Origin of the sequence: Vibrio sp. 10N.261.51.A3 (assembly GCF_041471965.1) — a bacterium.
Lineage (GTDB): Bacteria > Pseudomonadota > Gammaproteobacteria > Enterobacterales > Vibrionaceae > Vibrio > Vibrio crassostreae_C.
Genome location: NZ_JBFRPK010000005.1, coordinates 133,696 through 151,760, shown reverse-complemented (window position 1 = coordinate 151,760; position 18,065 = coordinate 133,696). Strand labels below are relative to the sequence as shown.

17 protein-coding genes are annotated in these 18,065 nt (G+C 44.6%); 12 read left to right on the top strand and 5 right to left on the bottom strand.

The genetic code is table 11. The features are described 5' to 3' along the window. Positions 1 to 123 precede the first annotated feature (123 nt). A complete protein-coding gene (locus tag AB4371_RS02355; RefSeq protein WP_102449913.1) occupies positions 124 to 642 on the top strand; it encodes a GNAT family N-acetyltransferase in 519 nt (172 codons plus the stop codon). On the opposite strand, the gene AB4371_RS02350 is transcribed toward AB4371_RS02355, so the two are convergent. Both AB4371_RS02350 and AB4371_RS02345 read right to left on the bottom strand, forming a co-directional pair. Then, a complete protein-coding gene (locus AB4371_RS02350) occupies positions 608 to 916 on the bottom strand; it encodes a DUF3301 domain-containing protein (protein ID WP_372148774.1) in 309 nt (102 codons plus the stop codon). The genes AB4371_RS02355 and AB4371_RS02350 overlap by 35 nt on opposite strands. 97 nt (positions 917 to 1,013) lie before the next feature. Then, the gene (locus AB4371_RS02345) at positions 1,014 to 2,054 is read right to left on the bottom strand and encodes a DUF3549 family protein (protein WP_108209534.1); all 1,041 of its coding nucleotides are present in this window, start codon (positions 2,052 to 2,054) and stop codon (positions 1,014 to 1,016) included. An 87-nt stretch (positions 2,055 to 2,141) separates the two neighbouring features. Between AB4371_RS02345 and AB4371_RS02340 the strand changes: the two genes are divergently transcribed. Both AB4371_RS02340 and truC read left to right on the top strand, forming a co-directional pair. Next, a complete protein-coding gene (locus AB4371_RS02340) occupies positions 2,142 to 2,456 on the top strand; it encodes a YqcC family protein (RefSeq protein ID WP_372148770.1) in 315 nt (104 codons plus the stop codon). Further along, entirely contained in the window at positions 2,456 to 3,205 is a 750-nt protein-coding gene (truC, locus tag AB4371_RS02335) for a tRNA pseudouridine(65) synthase TruC (protein ID WP_017060745.1), read from the top strand. The genes AB4371_RS02340 and truC overlap by 1 nt, the downstream gene beginning before the upstream one ends. 153 nt (positions 3,206 to 3,358) lie before the next feature. Here truC and AB4371_RS02330 read toward each other — a convergent pair whose 3' ends face one another. The 3 genes from AB4371_RS02330 to map all read right to left on the bottom strand — a co-directional run bounded on the left by AB4371_RS02330 (position 3,359) and on the right by map (position 7,562). After that, positions 3,359 to 3,742, bottom strand: coding sequence for a DUF3461 family protein (locus AB4371_RS02330; RefSeq protein ID WP_004734354.1), 384 nt, complete (start codon positions 3,740 to 3,742; stop codon positions 3,359 to 3,361). Positions 3,743 to 3,923: 181 nt separating this feature from the next. Further along, the gene (gene glnD, locus AB4371_RS02325) at positions 3,924 to 6,545 is read right to left on the bottom strand and encodes a bifunctional uridylyltransferase/uridylyl-removing protein GlnD (protein WP_017060744.1); all 2,622 of its coding nucleotides are present in this window, start codon (positions 6,543 to 6,545) and stop codon (positions 3,924 to 3,926) included. Between the two features lie 138 nt (positions 6,546 to 6,683). Further along, positions 6,684 to 7,562: a type I methionyl aminopeptidase gene (map, locus tag AB4371_RS02320; protein ID WP_017060743.1), complete on the bottom strand. Its 879-nt coding sequence runs from the start codon at positions 7,560 to 7,562 to the stop codon at positions 6,684 to 6,686. Between the two features lie 457 nt (positions 7,563 to 8,019). Here map and rpsB point away from each other — a divergent pair, with 457 nt between their 5' ends. The 9 genes from rpsB to bamA all read left to right on the top strand — a co-directional run bounded on the left by rpsB (position 8,020) and on the right by bamA (position 18,065). Then, positions 8,020 to 8,751: a 30S ribosomal protein S2 gene (gene rpsB / locus AB4371_RS02315; protein ID WP_032546326.1), complete on the top strand. Its 732-nt coding sequence runs from the start codon at positions 8,020 to 8,022 to the stop codon at positions 8,749 to 8,751. 141 nt (positions 8,752 to 8,892) lie between these two features. Next, positions 8,893 to 9,738, top strand: coding sequence for a translation elongation factor Ts (tsf, locus tag AB4371_RS02310; RefSeq protein WP_017063361.1), 846 nt, complete (start codon positions 8,893 to 8,895; stop codon positions 9,736 to 9,738). A gap of 161 nt (positions 9,739 to 9,899) precedes the next feature. Further along, on the top strand, positions 9,900 to 10,631 hold the full coding sequence (gene pyrH / locus AB4371_RS02305) for a UMP kinase (RefSeq protein ID WP_017060742.1): 732 nt from the start codon (positions 9,900 to 9,902) through the stop codon (positions 10,629 to 10,631). 98 nt (positions 10,632 to 10,729) lie between these two features. Continuing rightward, positions 10,730 to 11,287 (top strand): ribosome recycling factor, encoded by a 558-nt coding sequence (gene frr, locus AB4371_RS02300; RefSeq protein ID WP_017060741.1) that lies wholly within the window; start codon positions 10,730 to 10,732, stop codon positions 11,285 to 11,287. Between the two features lie 98 nt (positions 11,288 to 11,385). Continuing rightward, complete coding sequence (locus tag AB4371_RS02295; protein ID WP_017063364.1) at positions 11,386 to 12,138, top strand: isoprenyl transferase; 753 nt, start codon at positions 11,386 to 11,388, stop codon at positions 12,136 to 12,138. A 15-nt stretch (positions 12,139 to 12,153) separates the two neighbouring features. After that, the gene (locus tag AB4371_RS02290; RefSeq protein WP_017063365.1) at positions 12,154 to 12,996 is read left to right on the top strand and encodes a phosphatidate cytidylyltransferase; all 843 of its coding nucleotides are present in this window, start codon (positions 12,154 to 12,156) and stop codon (positions 12,994 to 12,996) included. Positions 12,997 to 13,047: 51 nt separating this feature from the next. After that, positions 13,048 to 14,256, top strand: coding sequence for a 1-deoxy-D-xylulose-5-phosphate reductoisomerase (gene ispC / locus AB4371_RS02285; RefSeq protein ID WP_102394423.1), 1,209 nt, complete (start codon positions 13,048 to 13,050; stop codon positions 14,254 to 14,256). Beyond that, a complete protein-coding gene (rseP, locus tag AB4371_RS02280; protein WP_017060736.1) occupies positions 14,253 to 15,611 on the top strand; it encodes a sigma E protease regulator RseP in 1,359 nt (452 codons plus the stop codon). The genes ispC and rseP overlap by 4 nt, the downstream gene beginning before the upstream one ends. A 48-nt stretch (positions 15,612 to 15,659) precedes the next feature. Beyond that, positions 15,660 to 18,065, top strand: a complete 2,406-nt coding sequence (gene bamA / locus AB4371_RS02275; protein WP_102394424.1) for an outer membrane protein assembly factor BamA — start codon at positions 15,660 to 15,662, stop codon at positions 18,063 to 18,065.

The window sequence follows — 18,065 nt, the reverse complement described above, 5'->3', positions numbered from 1 at the left end:
GGCCTCCTCCTACTCGATTCCTGAGGCTTTTTCTCTATCTAGGGGCTCTCTTTAATTCAGGAGCTTTTTATCTAAGCGCGCGACATCTGCTTTTCTGCTAATGGTCAACACAAGGAGTGTTTTATGACGATAGCAACCTCAAGAACGCTGCTGGTACCTTATACCGAGCAGTTAGAACATGACTTTATCAAGTTGAATTGCTGCCCCATTAATCGTGCTGAAATGAACGGGCCGCATTCTATTGCCTCTGCAAAATACCTATTTCAAGAAATACTTAACGACAACGTTGGTTTTTGTCGTGCCATTATCCATAACCAAACCCGTGAATACCTTGGACATTTGTTTGTTTCGTCTGAAGAAGGGAAGCATGAACTGGGATTTATTCTGGACAAGGAGTTTTGGAATCAAGGCCTTGCTAGTGAAGTGCTAAAACCTTTCTTCAGTTTGGTGTGTTTTGAAGAGCACTTAACGAATGTGGTTGCGACCGTTAATGTCGGTCATAACCCATCGATTAAGTTACTCGAAAAGTTAGGCTTTGCATTTAAAGAGACCAAACAAGATCAGTTTGGCCCTTATCATGAATATAGTTATACCGCGTATTGCGACGTTACATTCTATGAGGCTGTAGCTCAAACCGCATAGAGCGGAAGCCTACCATGGTCAGTTTTCCTTGGTACAGGTCATCACCTAATGCCGAAAACTCAAATTGGTACACAGTATGCCAGCACCAAATGGTGGTTAGCTCATGGCGCATCTTAAATTTATGACCACTGAAGGCAACGCTTAATAGCTGCAAGTCGAGCTCTTTACATTTTCTCGCAATGGCAGTTTTCGCAAGCTCTGATTGCCTGCGCTGCTGCCAAAAGAAAAAGCAAAAGAAGCACAGCATCAAAATAGCCAATAAGTTATCTATCATTTAATCCATACTTCCTTTTATCTCTATTCCAATTGTCATTACAGCGTATTTCAACGAGCTATAGAGCAAACCAGTTCTTGGGTTAGTCGTCAGTCCGTTATTGAGACTTAGCCGCTTGTTGTAACTCAATCAATGCGTTGGCAAGCTCAGGTGATGGGTTCGAATTCAACAAGGGTAAAAATACCATTCTTAGTGTCGGAATCATCACTAAATCTGCAAATAACTGATTGAACAGGTTTTGATTGCCTGTTTGTGCGAGACGCAGCAAGAATTGCTCAGCAATCGCAGGGTCTTGTAGCGCATGCCAGCTGCGACCCGCTAAACCAATCAACACTTCTTGGTGGCTCAAGCGTGGGCTAGCGAGAACTTGGTTAATGATGTTATTCGCGATCCCTTGTTCTGCACCGGAAAGGGCACGAACCAAGGCTGAGAGTAAGAACAAATCAGGCTCTTTACTAGCGATCTCATTCTCTGCAAGCTCTTGTAAGCGTTGCGCGAGTTTGTCATTGATTTGTGTGTGCTCGAGCGCACCTAACGTCGCGTATAGCGGTTCTGATGGCAGCTTATTGATGGCTTTGCGAATAGAGACACCGTTTTGTTGGCTGCCTAAACGCGCACACATATCGGTGATGCCTTGTAGTCCAACCGTTTTCCAGTTATCCCAGCCTAGCTCGCCAGTGAAGTAATGCTGAGCGTGCTCGTAATATTGGCTCGTCGCAAGGTCTAAACCTGCTCTTACTTGGCTATGAAATACAGCCATTTTGTCTTCAGAAGGCTTGAAGGTATAAGGGTTGTTTGACAGCTTTTTCTGTTGCTCTTCGCTGATATCGCCGTTCAAACGCGTGCCCATTGCTTCGATAACAAACTTAAGAAAATTGCCGACATCACCTTGATGTAATAGGCCTCTTTCGTCTAGCTTGAATTTTAGAAACCAAATCCATGGCTGTTTGTGTTCGTTCCAGTAGCTAATCGCTAAGTGAGCTTGTTTCTGAAGTGGAAACGGGTATGGCTGTTTCCCCTGCTCAACATCAGAGAATAGGGTGTTGTCGATTTTCTGGATACGACGACCTAGGTCGTAGATGTCGTATTGGCAACCGCTATTCTTTAGCAACTGAGTGAGCGTGTGAATGGTTTCCATAGTAATAAAGCTCCTAACTTTCTTTCCTAAATAGATGGTACTCTATGCCCCAATTTCAAGGTCACTAGATAAATAACTTGGTGAAAAATGACAGCAGCCACAAAGTTACCTCTTTTACTTCAACAATTAGAACAACAAATGCGCCAATGTTCCCTATGGAGCGATGTTTCACCTTCGGATGAAGCTCTGGCGAGCGTTGAACCTTTCGGGATTGATTCGTTACAACCGGAAGAGTGGTTGCAGTGGATCTTTATCGTTAAGATCAACGCAATGATGGATGCCCAAATGAGCCTACCGAAAGGCTTTGCTATCCATCCTTATTTTGGTGAAGTGTGGAAAAATGAGGCAGACAAAGTCGAACTGCTAGTGACAATTCAGAGCATTGATGAGGTATGTGCGTAATGTTAGAGATCATTTATCAAGATGAGTACTTTGTCGCGGTGAATAAGCCCGCTGGCATGCTAGTGCATCGTTCATGGTTGGATAAACACGAAACGCAATTTGTTATGCAGACATTGCGCGATCAAATTGGTCAGCATGTATTTCCATTACACCGCTTAGACAGACCGACATCGGGTGTGTTGGTGTTTGCGTTGTCGAGTGAGGTTGCTTCACAGGTGATGCCAATGTTCGCTAATCATGAGATGCAAAAAACCTATCATGCGATTGTCCGTGGTTGGATAGAAGAGGGCGATACGCTCGATTATGCACTTAAGGTTGAGCTGGATAAGATCGCAGATAAGTTCGCGAAAGAAGACAAAGAAGCGCAAGAGGCAGTGACAGTCTATGAACCGCTAGCAAAAGTAGAAGTGCCATATTCAACAGGACGCTTTCCTACGAGCCGCTACTGCTTGGTTGAGATGATGCCAAAGACAGGTCGCAAACATCAGCTGCGTCGTCACATGGCTCATCTAAGACATCCGATTGTCGGTGATACTTCACATGGTGATGGTAAGCACAATCGACTGTTCCGTGATGATTTAGATTCGCATCGTTTGTTGTTGCACGCTTCTGAGCTTCGCTTTATCCATCCTTTCACAAAAGAAGAGTTGGTGATGAAGGCCAACCTTGATGAAACTTGGCTAAGGTTGTTTGAAACCTTTGAGTGGGATACTAACTTAATCGATGCTCAAACTTGCTTGTCTAAGTAAGTCTCGCGTGTTTAGGCAATCTCCAGTCTAAGTGAATAGAGAAAATAGAATAAAAAACAAAGGGCTGATAGTGATATCAGCCCTTTTTGTATCTGTATAACCTTAACGGCATAACTAATGTTGGTTAGTTAACAGTAATAGTTAGTCGCGGGATCATTTTAGCTTTTCTAGATCAGCTTCGATCTCAGCGATCTTGCTTGATACCACTTTCTCTAGATGGCGTAAGTCGGTAAGGATCTTCTGCTTCACATCCACCTCAGCCGTTGGCGTCGGTTTGGTGATTTTGTTGAGTTCATCAATCACAAGAGTGAGGTTGCGGTTAATCTCTGTCACTTCTTTGTATTGATTATTGCCACCGCTAACAAGCACACTTTTTACTTGTCGTGGGTACTTAAATTTAACGCTTTTCGCGAACAGTTCCCCTTTCTGCTTACGAAAGTAAATCTTCAGGATATCTTTGTGTGCTTCTTGGCGAAGGGAGTAACGTTCAATCTGTTTAGGTTCGTGGATACCTAAGCCAGTGAGGTTTGGATACATAAGCGACCTCTAGGTTATGAATGTAATACTTTTATGTAATTGACTTGATCAATGTAGCAGCCTAACGACGAGCTAGATAGTTGATATCTGTGAATTGATTGTAAGTTGTGGGCAAGATCGCTCTCTATCTTTGCCCACACTTATTTGGTTATTAAACCTGTTTTTAGACTGAATTCGCTTTCTAAGGTGCGAGTTCAGAAACGTGCTCGGTTAATCGTTCTCTTAGTGCCTGTTCTTGTTCTTCAGACAGCCTTCCTCCCGCTTCACTGGTCAGAATAAACAGATCCTCTGCTCGCTCACCTATGGTGGTGATTTTGGCACCGTGCAAGTTGATGTCTAGCTCCGCAAAGGTTGCACCGACTTGAGCCAATAATCCCGGCGTATCAAGAGCTCTTAACTCCATCAAGGTACGTTTCTTGCTCTTGGTTGGTAGGAACTCAACTAAGGTTTTGACCTTAAAGTGTTGCAAGTTACGTGGCGTGCGACGCGTCTTAATCTTAGTCGGGCGGCCATCAGTCAATACATGAGTCAGATGTTTAGCAACGGCTTTGTGTCTTGCTTCATCAATCGCTTCGCCGTGTTGGTCTAGTACGATAAAGGTATCCAAAACATGACCATCTTTGCTAACCATGACCTGCGCGTCATGAACGTTAAAGTTACGTCTGTCGAGTTCGGCAACCACGGTCGCAAACAGTGCTGCTTGGTCTTTACAATAAACGAACACTTCTGTGCCACCGCGCGTCGCTTTCTTACTGATCAGCACTAACGGTTGGCTTGGGTCTTCTAGGCGAAGTAAGTGCTCACAGTGCCAAGCGATTTGTTTATGTGTGTGACGCAAGAAATAATCGGCCTTAAAGCGTTGCCACAACACTTCAATCTCACGAGCGGTGAAGCCTTCTTTACGCAGCAGTGCTGATGCCATTTGTTGGTTGTGACGAATACGGTCTCTGACATCGACAGGGTTTTCCAAGCCGCGGCGCAGTGCTCGCTGCGTTGAGTGGAACAGCTCAGCTAACAGGGTTCGTTTCCAACTGTTCCATAGCTCAGGGTTAGTCGCACAGATATCGGCAACGGTTAAACAAACCAGTAGCTCGAGTGATTCTTCATCACGCACTTTTTTGGCGAATTCGGTGATCACATCTGGGTCGTAGATATCACGACGTTGAGCCGTTACTGACATCAATAGGTGATTTTGTACCAACCACGCGACTTGTTTGGCTTCAGGCTTCGATAGCCCGTGTTCAATACAGAAAGAGTAAGCCTCAACCGCACCTATCTCAGAGTGGTCTCCGCCGCGGCCTTTGCCGATGTCATGGAAGATAGCGGCAAGGATCAGCAACTCTTTCTTCTGTACTCGAGGATAGACTTCACAGCAGATAGGGTGCTTATCGTGGTTTTCGATTTGACCAAAGCGGTTGATGTGCTTGAGCAGGCGGATACTGTGCTCATCCACGGTGTAAACATGGAATAGGTCAAACTGCATCTGACCAACGATCTGGCTCCACTGCGGTAAGTACGCAGAGAGCACGCCCAATTTGTGCATTAAGCTAAAGGCTTTGTGCAGGGCATTAGGGTGGCGAACTAGATCCATGAACTTGTCACGAGCTTCAGGAATGGTATGCAGGAATCGGTTCAATCGACGGCGTGCCGTACGCAGTTGTCGCAATGTTGGTGGACTTACCCCTTCGATAGTCGAGTCATTGGCGATATGGATGAACATATCGAGAATGGTTTCTGGTCTTGCTTGGAATAGGGCAGGCTTGCGCGCTTCGATCAACGAACCTCGACGTTGGAAATCACTATCGAGAATTTCAGCGTCTTGGGTTTGACCGCCATTGATGATCGCTTGATCGAACAGCTTAAGCAGCATCTTATTCAGTTCAGCAACACGACGAAGGGTTCGGTAGAACTCTTTCATCATCATCTCAACACCACGGTTTCCTTCACCCGTATAACCCAGATGTTCAGCGACTTGAGCTTGATGCGCGAACGTTAAACGGTTGTCGTAACGGCGCAGTTCAATATGCAATGCAAAGCGAACACGCCATAAAAAATCTTGGCACTCAACGAGCTCACGATATTCAGCATCGGTCAGAAAGCCGTATTTGCTCATCTCTAACAAAGAGGTCGCGCCGAAGTGGCGACGCGCAACCCAGCTCAGGGTATGGATGTCTCTGAGCCCTCCCGGAGTCGATTTGATGTCCGGTTCTAAATTATAGGTGGTGTCGTGGTAGCGAGCATGACGCTCTCTCTGTTCTTGAATCTTGGCTTTGTAAAACGTCTCACTTGGCCAAAATGAATCGGAATGAATCTTCAGTTTTAGTTCTTGGAAAGTGTCTTCACTACCACATAACAATCGCGACTCTTGTAGGTTGGTCGCGACGGTTAAATCATCGGTGCCGATATCGAGACACTCAGTAATAGTTCGCACAGCATGGCCAACTTCGAGCTTTAAATCCCAAAGTAGAGTAATGAATTGACTGACCTTTTCACCAAGAGCTGGTGGTAGTGTTTTTTGCGAGACAATGAGAATATCAATGTCAGACAAAGGATGCAGTTCGCCACGACCATAACCACCCACTGCGACAAGTGAAATATGAGGCAGTTTGTTGAATCCGAAATTTTCCCACAAACGATTGAGAAGTAAATCCATGTATTCGGAGCGGAGTAGAACCAAATCGGTGACGGGATGGTGGTTCAGAAATTCATTTTTTTGATACTGCGTGAAGATCTCGAGCTGATTTTTTAATTCGCAGATTTCAATTTGTTCGTCATTGAACGTAAGAGGGCATTGATAAGGCATAGTCTGCTATCCGTGCAAGCAAATGAGAATAGTAAACAATTTAACAGAAGCTGATGGAAAATCGAAATTGAGTGGATAAAAAATATCCTCGACAATGCGAGGATATTTTTAAAAGGCTGATGCGCTCAGTTCGGTGAACTAAGCGTTCTTCATGATACGTGGGATTGTATCATCGCTGCGCAGTGTTAGTACTTCACAACCAGTATCAGTTACAACCAGAGTGTGCTCCCATTGAGCCGAGTTCTTGCTGTCTGCTGTGTATACTGTCCAGCTATCTTCGTCATCAAGACGACAGCCAAACTTACCCGCGTTGATCATTGGCTCGATAGTGAAGCACATGCCTGCTTTTAGCACGGTGCGATCGCTGTTCTTGTAGTGAACTACTTGTGGATCTTCGTGGAATTCAGAACCAATGCCGTGACCACAGTAATCTTTAACAATAGAGAACTTAGCGCGTGGGTTGTTCTTGTTGTTTGTTTTGATGTACTTCTCGATAGCAGTACCGATTTGACCAAGTTGAACACCTGGCTTAACTTGGCGCATGCCTTCGTAAAGTGCTTCTTGAGCAACCATGCACAGACGCTTGTTTGCAGGTGAAACCTCACCCACTAGGAACATCTTAGAGGTGTCACCGTGGTAGCCTTGAGGGCGAGTACTAAGATCGGCATTTGCGTCATCAGGGATGATAACTGTGATATCAACGTTCAGAATGTCGCCATCTTTGAGTACCGCAGGTTTGAATTGACCTGTGCTACCCGTCTCGTCTTGTGACGCGGGAATGCCGTGACACACAATATGATTGATAGACGTACAGATAGACTTAGGGAAACCGTGGTAATCGAGTGGCGCAGAGTATGCACCTCTTTCTAGAGCGTACTCATGACAAAGCGTATTGAGCTCTTCCGTCGTGGTACCCACTTGGATGTGAGGTTCGATCATCTCAATAATGTCAGCGGCCAGCTTGCCGGCGACGCGCATTTTTTCAATTTCTTCAGCAGTTTTAATTTTTACAGCCATTGCATATCTCTTAATTTGGTAGCACCTAAGTGTGCATATTGGGGCTATTCTATCAGTGCAGCAATTTAGCGCAACATTACCATGTCCGTACAATACTGGAGGATACTGTTAACGTGATTAAATAATGTTCGGTTAACAGATGCAGAACCTGCTTGATATAGACACTATTTTATAGAGAAAATTTACCTTTAGAGATCAGTATAGCAGTCGCCATTTTTAGAATTTTTTCTAGCCATAGATAGACAAAATATGGTATAAAGCGCGCCGGACATCAGGACTGTTTTCTCCAATTGGCGAAACAAGCTTTATGTCCACTAACTTATTTCTTTAAATCACACACATTCCGACACATGTTCCGGGGTGCCTCAACAACACAGATAACGGCTGAAAAGTGGTTAGTTGTTAGGGGTCGGATTCATGGGGGATGTGGAGGCCTAACCCCATAGAGGATTTTAAAATGGCAACTGTATCAATGCGCGATATGCTTAAAGCTGGTGTTCACTTCGGTCACCAAACTCGTTACTGGAACCCAAAAATGAAGCCATTCATCTTTGGTGCTCGTAACAAAGTACATATCATCAACCTAGAAAAAACTGTACCAATGTTCAACGAAGCTCTAGCAGAAATCGCTAAAGTTGGTGAGAAGAAAGGTAAAGTTCTTTTCGTTGGTACTAAGCGCGCTGCATCTGAAGCTGTTAAAGAAGCTGCTGTAAACAGCAACCAGTTCTACGTTAACAACCGCTGGTTAGGCGGTATGCTAACGAACTACAAAACTGTTCGTCAGTCTATCAAGCGTCTGAAAGAACTTGAAGCGCAAGCTCAAGACGGTACTTTCGACAAGCTAACTAAGAAAGAAGCTCTAATGCGTACTCGTGAAATGGAGAAGCTAGAGAAGTCTCTTGGTGGTATCAAGAACATGGGCGGCCTACCAGACGCTCTATTCGTAATCGATGCTGATCACGAACACATCGCAGTTAAAGAAGCAAACAACCTAGGTATCCCAGTTTACGCTGTAGTTGATACTAACTCTAACCCAGACGGCGTTGACTTCGTTATCCCAGGTAACGACGATGCAATCCGTGCAGTACAGCTTTACCTAAACGCTGCTGCAGACGCGGTTAAAGAAGGTCGTAACAAAGACGTTGCTGCTGTAGCTGCTGAAAAAGATGGTTTTGTAGAAGCTGAATAATAGCGGCTCTGAATCACGCTTGGCTTAGCTAATATAGATTTTGAAATCTTTATTAAATGTAAGCTAAGTTATAGTTAGATCGGGGGCCTCGTTTTGGCCCCTGATTTTTACCTTATTTTCGAATCAACCGAGGAATAGAGAATGGCAACTGTAACTGCTGCTCTAGTTAAAGAACTTCGCGAGCGCACTGGCGCTGGCATGATGGAATGTAAGAAAGCGCTTGTAGAAGCAAACGCTGACATCGAACTAGCAATTGAAAACATGCGTAAATCTGGCGCAGCGAAAGCAGCTAAGAAAGCTGGTAACGTTGCTGCTGAAGGCGCAATCATCATCAAAGAAGAGAACGGTGTAGCTGTTCTTCTTGAAGTTAACTGCCAAACTGACTTCGTAGCAAAAGATGCTAGCTTCACTGCGTTTGCAGAAGAAGTTGCAGCTGCAGCAGTAGCTTCTAAAGCTTCTGTAGAAGAGCTACAAGCACAGTTCGAAGAAACTCGCGTTGCTCTAGTTGCTAAAATCGGCGAAAACATCAACATCCGTCGCGTAGCTTACGTTGAAGGTGCTGCACTAGCTTCTTACCGTCACGGTGAGAAAATCGGTGTTGTTGTAGCTGGTGAAGGCGAAGCTGAAACTCTTAAGCACGTTGCTATGCACGTTGCTGCTTCTCGTCCTGAGTTTGTTAACCCAGAAGACGTACCAGCAGACGTAGTTGCTAAAGAGAAAGAAGTTCAAGTTGAAATCGCTATGAACGAAGGCAAGCCTCAAGAGATCGCTGAGAAAATGGTTATCGGCCGTATGAAGAAATTCACGGGCGAAATCTCTCTAACTGGTCAAGCTTTCATCATGGAACCTAAGAAAACTGTTGGCGAAATCCTTAAAGAAAAAGGCGCTGCAGTATCTAACTTCGTACGTCTAGAAGTTGGTGAAGGTATCGAGAAAGCTGCTGAAATGAGCTTCGCTGACGAAGTTGCAGCGGTACAAAAAGGTTAATCCTTAGCGTATTGTTTGAAAAAAGACCGTGGCAAATGCTGCGGTCTTTTTATGAATAGTGAACTATTTTTGAAGGCAACGTTAGTGGTTATGAATGCAAACTGACTTACTCAGTTTTTATCCATGACTGTTAATCATCAACTCTTTGGAAGGTAAACTCCATGACTACGAACCCTAAACCAGTGTATCAACGTATTCTGTTAAAACTTAGCGGTGAAGCGCTACAAGGCGAAGAAGGTTTTGGTATTGACCCAACGATCCTTGATCGTATGGCTCAAGAAGTAAAAGAATTGGTTGAACTAGGCGTTCAAGTTGGTGTTGTTATCGGTGGCGGTAACTTGTTCCGTGGTGCTGGTCTTGCTGAAGCTGGCATGAACCGCGTTGTTGGTGACCACATGGGTATGCTTGCAACGGTAATGAACGGCCTTGCAATGCGTGACGCTCTTCACCGTGCTTACGTAAACGCACGTGTAATGTCTGCAATCCCTCTTAAAGGTGTGTGTGACGACTACAACTGGGCAGATGCAATCAGCCAACTACGTCAAGGTCGCGTTGTGATCTTCTCTGCTGGTACGGGTAACCCATTCTTCACTACGGATTCTGCTGCATGTCTACGTGGTATCGAAATCGAAGCTGACGTAGTTCTAAAAGCGACAAAAGTAGATGGTGTATTTACTTCTGACCCTGTAGCAAACCCAGACGCAGAGTTGTATGATACGTTGTCTTACAACACGGTTCTTGATAAAGAACTTAAAGTAATGGACTTGGCTGCATTTACGCTAGCACGTGATCACAAAATGCCAATCCGTGTATTTAACATGAATAAACCAGGCGCACTACGTCGCGTGGTTATGGGTGAAACTGAAGGTACATTAATCAGCGACGCTGACTAATTTTTCGGGCTTACTGAGGTGTTGTACCTTGGTAAGCTTATCCTTATCACTCCAAATAAAAAGCTTTCTTGAAGAAAGAACATAATCAAGGTGAAATTGTGATTAACGAAATCAAAAAAGACGCTCAAGAGCGCATGGTAAAAAGTGTTGATGCACTAAAAAACAGCCTGCAAAAGATTCGTACAGGCCGTGCTCACCCGAGCCTACTTTCTGGTCTTACTGTTGAGTACTACGGTGCTCCAACGCCTTTGACTCAAGTAGCTAACGTTATCGCTGAAGATGCACGTACACTAGCTATTACAGTGTTTGATAAAACACTGACTCCTCTAGTTGAAAAAGCAATCCTGACATCTGACCTAGGCCTAAACCCTATGTCTGCTGGTACGGTTATCCGTGTTCCACTTCCACCGCTAACGGAAGAGCGTCGTAAAGACCTAGTTAAAATCGTTCGTGGCGAAGCTGAAGGTGGCCGTGTTGCTATCCGTAACATCCGTCGTGACGCGAATGGCGATCTAAAAGCACTTCTTAAAGATAAAGAAATCTCTGAAGATGAAGATCGTAAAGCACAAGACGAAATTCAAAAGCTAACTGACGCTGCGGTTAAGAACGTAGACGAAGTTCTAGCTGTTAAAGAAAAAGAGTTGATGGAAGTTTAATTTTCCATATTCTTTTCTTTCCGGAAAAACGCTGTACTCACGGTGCAGCGTTTTTTTATGCTACTCTGTTCGACTATTAGAATTTGATTCACTCTTTTATGCATAATTCTCAAGCGTTCACAGACTCTCTTCCTAAACACATTGCTATCATTATGGATGGTAATGGTCGCTGGGCAAAAGCTCAGGGCAAGCCTCGCGTCTTTGGCCATAAAAACGGTGTTCAAGCCGTTCGTAAAACTATCTCTTCTGCAGCCAGACTTGGCATTAAAGCCGTTACTCTTTTTGCATTTAGTAGCGAAAACTGGCGTCGTCCTGAAGAAGAAGTCGGTATCTTGATGGAACTGTTTATTTCAGTGCTGTCGAGTGAAGTTAAAAAGCTTCATAAAAATAATCTACAACTTCGTGTTATTGGTGATAAAAGTCGTTTCAATGATCGACTACAAAAGAAGATAGAAGAAGCGGAAGCTTTGACTAGCACCAATACGGGTATGGTTATTAATATTGCAGCTAACTACGGCGGTAAGTGGGATATTCAGCAAGCAATGACCTCTATTGCTCAACAGGTAAAGTCTGGTGATATTAATGTAGATGACATTGATGAAGCTATGATTACACAGCACCTGACAATGGCAGATATTCCTGAAGTCGATCTACTTATCCGTACCAGTGGCGAATGCCGCATTAGTAATTTTATGCTTTGGCAGTTGGCTTACGCCGAAATGTATTTCACTGAACAATTCTGGCCAGACTTTAATGAAGACAGCTTAGTAGAAGCTGTGACTTGGTTTGTTAACCGTGAGCGTCGTTTTGGATGCACCGGTGAGCAAATTAAAGCTCTGATGGACAGTTAATAAGGATTTTTTGGTTTGAAACAACGAATTATTACGGCGTTGATTTTAGCTCCCCTAGTTATTCTAGGTATTTTCGAGTTATCACTTCCTACATTTATTCTTTCACTAGCGGTAATCTCGCTATTGGGTTTTTGGGAGTGGACTCAGTTTGTTGAAAGCAAATCACGTTATGTAGCGTTGATTCCAACGGTTGTGGTAAGTGCTGCAAGTTTTGCTTTTATCCCTTTTGATGCATTTAGCCTTAATAACTTGTCTACTGCTCACTACGCCATTCTAACGATTGGCTCGATTTGGTGGGTAATCGCGAGTGGCATGGCGGTGACTTATCCTAAGTCTATGCCTGCATGGAAAGACTCTTCTCTTCTTCGTCACGCCTTTGGTGTGCTGACTCTGCTGCCATTCTTCTGGAGTGTGGTTATCCTGCGTGCTAACGGTATCGATGCTGATCCTTACCACGGTGCTAAACTGGTGATGTTTGTTTGCTTGCTTGTTTGGGCTGCAGATAGCGGCGCATACTTTTCAGGAAAGAGTTTTGGTAAGCGTAAAATGGCACCAGCGGTAAGCCCTAATAAGACGATTGAAGGTCTTATCGGTGGCATTATTACTGCGGTGATCGTGGCTTGGATCTTTGCTGACTTGTTTGACATCCAATTCACAAGCCCACTTCACATGATTGTTATTACCCTTGTGACCGTTGTTATTTCTGTTCTAGGTGACCTTGTTGAAAGCATGTTTAAGCGTGTTTCTGGGGTGAAAGACAGCAGTAATCTGATTCCTGGTCATGGTGGTATACTAGATAGAATAGATAGCTTAACGGCTGCATTCCCTGTCTTTGCTCTGCTTTATTTAGCATTCTAATAAAAAAGGGCAGTGATTCTGCCCTTTATTACATTTCTACGGTCATATGTGATGCGAAATCTAACTATCCTTGGCGCTACCGGCTCAATTGGTGCAAGTACACTAAAAGTCGTTGAGCAAAACCCAGATCTCTATTCAGTGGTTGCACTGGCTGCAGGCTCGAATGTTGAAAAGATGCTGGCGTTAGTTGAAAAGTGGCAACCAAGCTATGTTGCTATGGCTTGCTCTGATGCAGCGTCTCAACTGACTGAAGTGTTGTCCGTGAGTTACCCTAACGTAAAAGTACTTTCAGGCACTGAAGGCATGTGTCAGGTTGCTTCTCTAGAGGAAGTGGACACGGTAATGGCCGCGATTGTTGGTGCCGCTGGTTTACTTCCTACTATGTCTGCGGTTAAAGCGGGCAAGCGTATCTTGCTTGCAAACAAAGAAGCTTTGGTGATGTCTGGGCAGTTGTTTATCGACGCCGTGGAAAAATACGGTGCAGAGCTGCTTCCTGTCGATAGCGAGCATAATGCTATTTTCCAATGCCTTCCGCAGAACGTACAAACTAACCTAGGCCGCTGTAACCTTGAAGAAAACGGCATTAACCATATTCTTCTGACTGGTTCTGGTGGTCCTTTCCGTTATACCGATGTGGCTGAACTCGAATCAGTGAATCCTGAACGCGCAATTGCACACCCTAACTGGTCTATGGGGCCTAAGATCTCTGTCGATTCTGCGACTATGATGAATAAAGGGCTAGAGTACATTGAAGCGAAATGGCTATTTAATGCTTCTCAGGAGCAGTTAAAGGTCATCATTCACCCGCAGTCTGTAATTCACTCGATGGTTCAGTACAAGGATGGCTCTGTGCTTGCTCAAATGGGCGAACCAGATATGGCAACGCCAATCGCTTTGACGATGTCTTACCCTAATCGTACCGAGGCGGGTGTTAAGCCTTTAGACTTTACTAAAGTGGGTGAGCTTACCTTCTTAGAACCAGATTTCAGTCGTTACCCGTGTTTGAGGTTAGCGATTGAAGCGTGCTACTTAGGTCAGCATGCGACAACAGCCATTAATGCAGCAAACGAGATCGCGGTCGATGCTTTCTTGAACAATCAGGTGAAGTTTACCGATATTGCTGTCATTAACGAACACGTTATGAGCAAAGTATGTGAACAACATAACTCTGAGGGTTTAGATAGCTTGGAAAGCCTTCTCGAGCTCGATAATATGTCTCGTCAAATAGCCATTCAATTTATTAAAGAGCAGCTAGCATGAGTGGAATTCTGTGGAACTTCGCATCTTTTATCGTAGCGCTTGGCATTCTGGTTGCTGTTCATGAGTTTGGACACTTCTGGGTCGCTCGTCGTTGTGGTGTGAAAGTTGAAAAATTCTCGATTGGTTTTGGTAAATCAATCTGGAGTAAAGTTGGCCGTGATGGTACTGAATACAGCTTGTCAGTGATTCCACTGGGCGGCTACGTTAAGATGCTCGATGGTCGTGTTGACGATCTTTCTGAAGATCAACAGCAATACGCTTTCGACAAGAAGCCGCTTTGGAAACGAACGGCGATTGTGGGTGCAGGCCCTGCATTCAACTTTATCTTTGCGGTGTTCGCGTATTGGTTAGTATTTTTGATTGGCGTACCCGCGGTTAAGCCCGTGATTGGTGAAGTCACTCCACAATCTATTGCTGCACAAGCCGGAATTGAAACTGGAATGGAACTTAAATCTATTTCAGGAATCAAAACCGCAGATTGGGAATCAGTCAATATGGGGTTGATATCGCACATTGGTGATCAATCCATGACAGTGACGGTTGCTTCTCAAGACGACATCGGCTTTGAGCAACAAATGACATTGGATATTTCAGACTGGTCGTTCAACCCAGAAACTGAATCTGCAATGACAACGCTGGGCTTTAGACCGTATTCTCCAGAGATATCGACCGTACTGGCTCAAATCATTGATGATGGCGCTGCATACGATGCAGGTCTTGAAGCTGGCGATAAAATTGTTGAGATTAACGGGCAACCTATTGAACAGTGGCAGTCGGTTGTTGAGTTAATTCGTGCTAATCCAATGACATCATTGGACTTGGTCGTATTGCGAAATGGTGCCGAGCAGTCATTGGTTATGACACCAAAAAGTCGAGAGCTTTCTGATGGTTCGACAATCGGCTATGCAGGTATTGCTCCGGAAGTCGCAGAATGGCCAGAAGATTATCGCTTTGAGTTACAATTTGGTGTAATTGAGTCTGTAGGAAAAGCATTTGATAAAACAGGTCAAATCATTGGATTGACACTGACAATGCTTAAGAAGCTCATCGTTGGTGATGTTGGCTTAAACAACTTGAGTGGCCCTATTTCAATCGCTAAAGGTGCAGGTACAACCGCCGATTACGGTTTGGTTTACTTCTTAGGCTTTTTGGCTCTGATTAGTGTTAACTTGGGGATTATTAATTTGGTTCCGCTGCCTATGCTTGATGGCGGACATTTGCTCTTTTTCGCTATTGAGGCCGTTACTCGTAAACCGGTGCCTGAAAAAGTTCAGGAAATGGGATACAGAGTGGGAGGTGCAATCCTCTTCTCTTTGATGGCTCTGGCAATATTTAATGATTTTACTCGTCTGTGAATGGTTTCTCACAGGCATTGGTAGTAGCAAGGAATAATTAGAATAAGTATGGCGATTAAGCAAATTCTGTTCGCAAGTCTATTGGCCACTAGTGTGGCTGCGAACGGAGCACAAAATTTTGTGGTTCAAGATATCAAGATCGAAGGTTTACAGCGTGTTGCACTTGGTGCAGCTCTACTGAAAATGCCAGTGCGTATTGGCGATGAAGTGGATGAAAGCGATGTATCTGAGATCATTCGTGCATTGTATGCTTCAGGTAACTTCGAGGACGTTAAAGTTCTTCGCGATGAAGGTGTTTTAGTTGTTCAAGTAAAAGAACGACCGACCATCGCGAGCATTTCATTCTCGGGTAACAAAGCGATCAAAGAAGAGCAACTTCAGCAGAACCTAGATGCGTCTGGTGTTCGTGAAGGTGAGGCTCTTGACCGTACTACGCTGAGTAACATTGAAAAAGGCCTTGAAGATTTTTACTACAGTGTTGGTAAGTACAACGCGACAGTAAAAGCGGTTGTGACACCTCTGCCACGTAACCGTTCTGACCTTAAGTTTGTGTTTACTGAGGGCGTATCCGCTAAGATTCAGCAAATCAACTTTATCGGTAATGAAGTCTTCTCTGACTCTGAACTGCTTAGTCGTTTCAATCTGAATGTTGATGTTGCATGGTGGAATTTCCTTGCGGATGAAAAATACCAAAAGCAAGTATTAGCCGGTGATATCGAAGCGCTGAAATCTTACTACCTTGACCGTGGTTACCTTAAGTTTAAGGTTGACTCTACGCAGGTGGCGATCTCTCCAGACAAAAAAGGTGTTTACATCACGCTTGGCCTCGATGAAGGCGAAGCCTACACCGTTAAAGATGTCTCTTTCCGTGGTGAATTAATCGGTCGTGAGGCTGACTTCGAAGCGTTAGTGCCATTCGAAGACGGCGATACGTACAACGGTTCTTCGGTAACGTCTTTGGAAGAGAACGTAAAACGAATTCTTGGTGAATCTGGCTACGCGTACCCACAAGTTCGCACGATTCCTGAATTTGACGATGAGACCAAAGAAGTGTCGTTGGTTATCAATGTAGAAGCGGGCAGCCGTATCTATGTTCGTGATATTCGATTCACGGGTAACAACTCAACGAAAGACGAAGTACTGCGTCGTGAAATGCGTCAAATGGAAGGCAGCTGGCTTAACTCTAAGTCCATTGATACCGGTAAGAGCCGTCTTAACCGTTTAGGTTTCTTTGAAACGGTTGATGTACAAACAGTGCGTGTTCCTGGCAGTGAAGACCAAGTTGATTTGGTTTACAACGTTAAGGAAGCGAACTCAGGCAGTATCAACTTTGGTGTCGGCTACGGTACTGAATCTGGTGTGAGTTTCCAAGTTGGCCTGCAACAAGACAACTTTGCGGGCTCTGGTAACCGTGTTGGCGTAAGTGCCATGATGAACGATTACCAAAAAAACGTGAGCTTAGACTACCGTGACCCATACTGGAACCTGGATGGTGTGAGCTTAGGCGGTAAGATCTTCTACAACGAATTTGAAGCCTCTGAAGCGGGCATCGTCGACTATACCAACCAAAGTTATGGTACGAGCTTAACCTGGGGTTTCCCTATGGATGAGCTGAACCGCATTGAGTTCGGTGTTGGCTATACGCACAACAAGATCGGTAACGTACCGACTTATATCCAGGTTGAACAGTTTGCGAGAAGTATCGACCAATACGGTGATGAGCACATCTTAACTGATGACTTCGATATCAATATCTCTTGGACGCGTAACAACTTGAACCGTGGTTTCTTCCCAACAGAGGGTAACCACCAACGTGCTTTCGCTAAAATGACGGTACCAGGCTCTGATGCTCAGTACTTCAAAATGCAGTACGATGTAAAACATTACATCCCGCTGACCAAAAAGCATGAGTTCACACTATTGATGCGCGGCCGATTAGGCTATGGTAATGGTTATGGTCAAACAGATGGTAACGATAACTTGTTCCCATTCTACGAGAACTACTACGCAGGTGGTTTTACAACCCTACGTGGTTTTGGCTCTAACTCAGCTGGCCCGAAAGCCGTTTACGGCAGCAGCACAGGTAATAACCCAACCTATGATACCGCTACTGATGATTCAGTGGGTGGTAACGCGGTTGCCTTAGCAAGCTTAGAGTTAATTGTACCAACGCCGTTTGCTTCTGATGAAGCGCGCAGCCAAATTCGTACCAGTGTCTTCTTCGATATGGCAAGTGTATGGGATACCGAGTTCGTAGACCGTGGCGCACCTAACAGTGGCGGCCAGTACTACTACGATTACTCTGATCCAACAAATTACCGTTCATCTTATGGTGCAGCCCTTCAATGGATGTCACCGATGGGCCCACTGGTTTTCTCTCTAGCGAAACCAATTAAAGTTTACGAAGGTGATGATGAGGAATTCTTCACATTCACCATTGGTAGAACTTTCTAA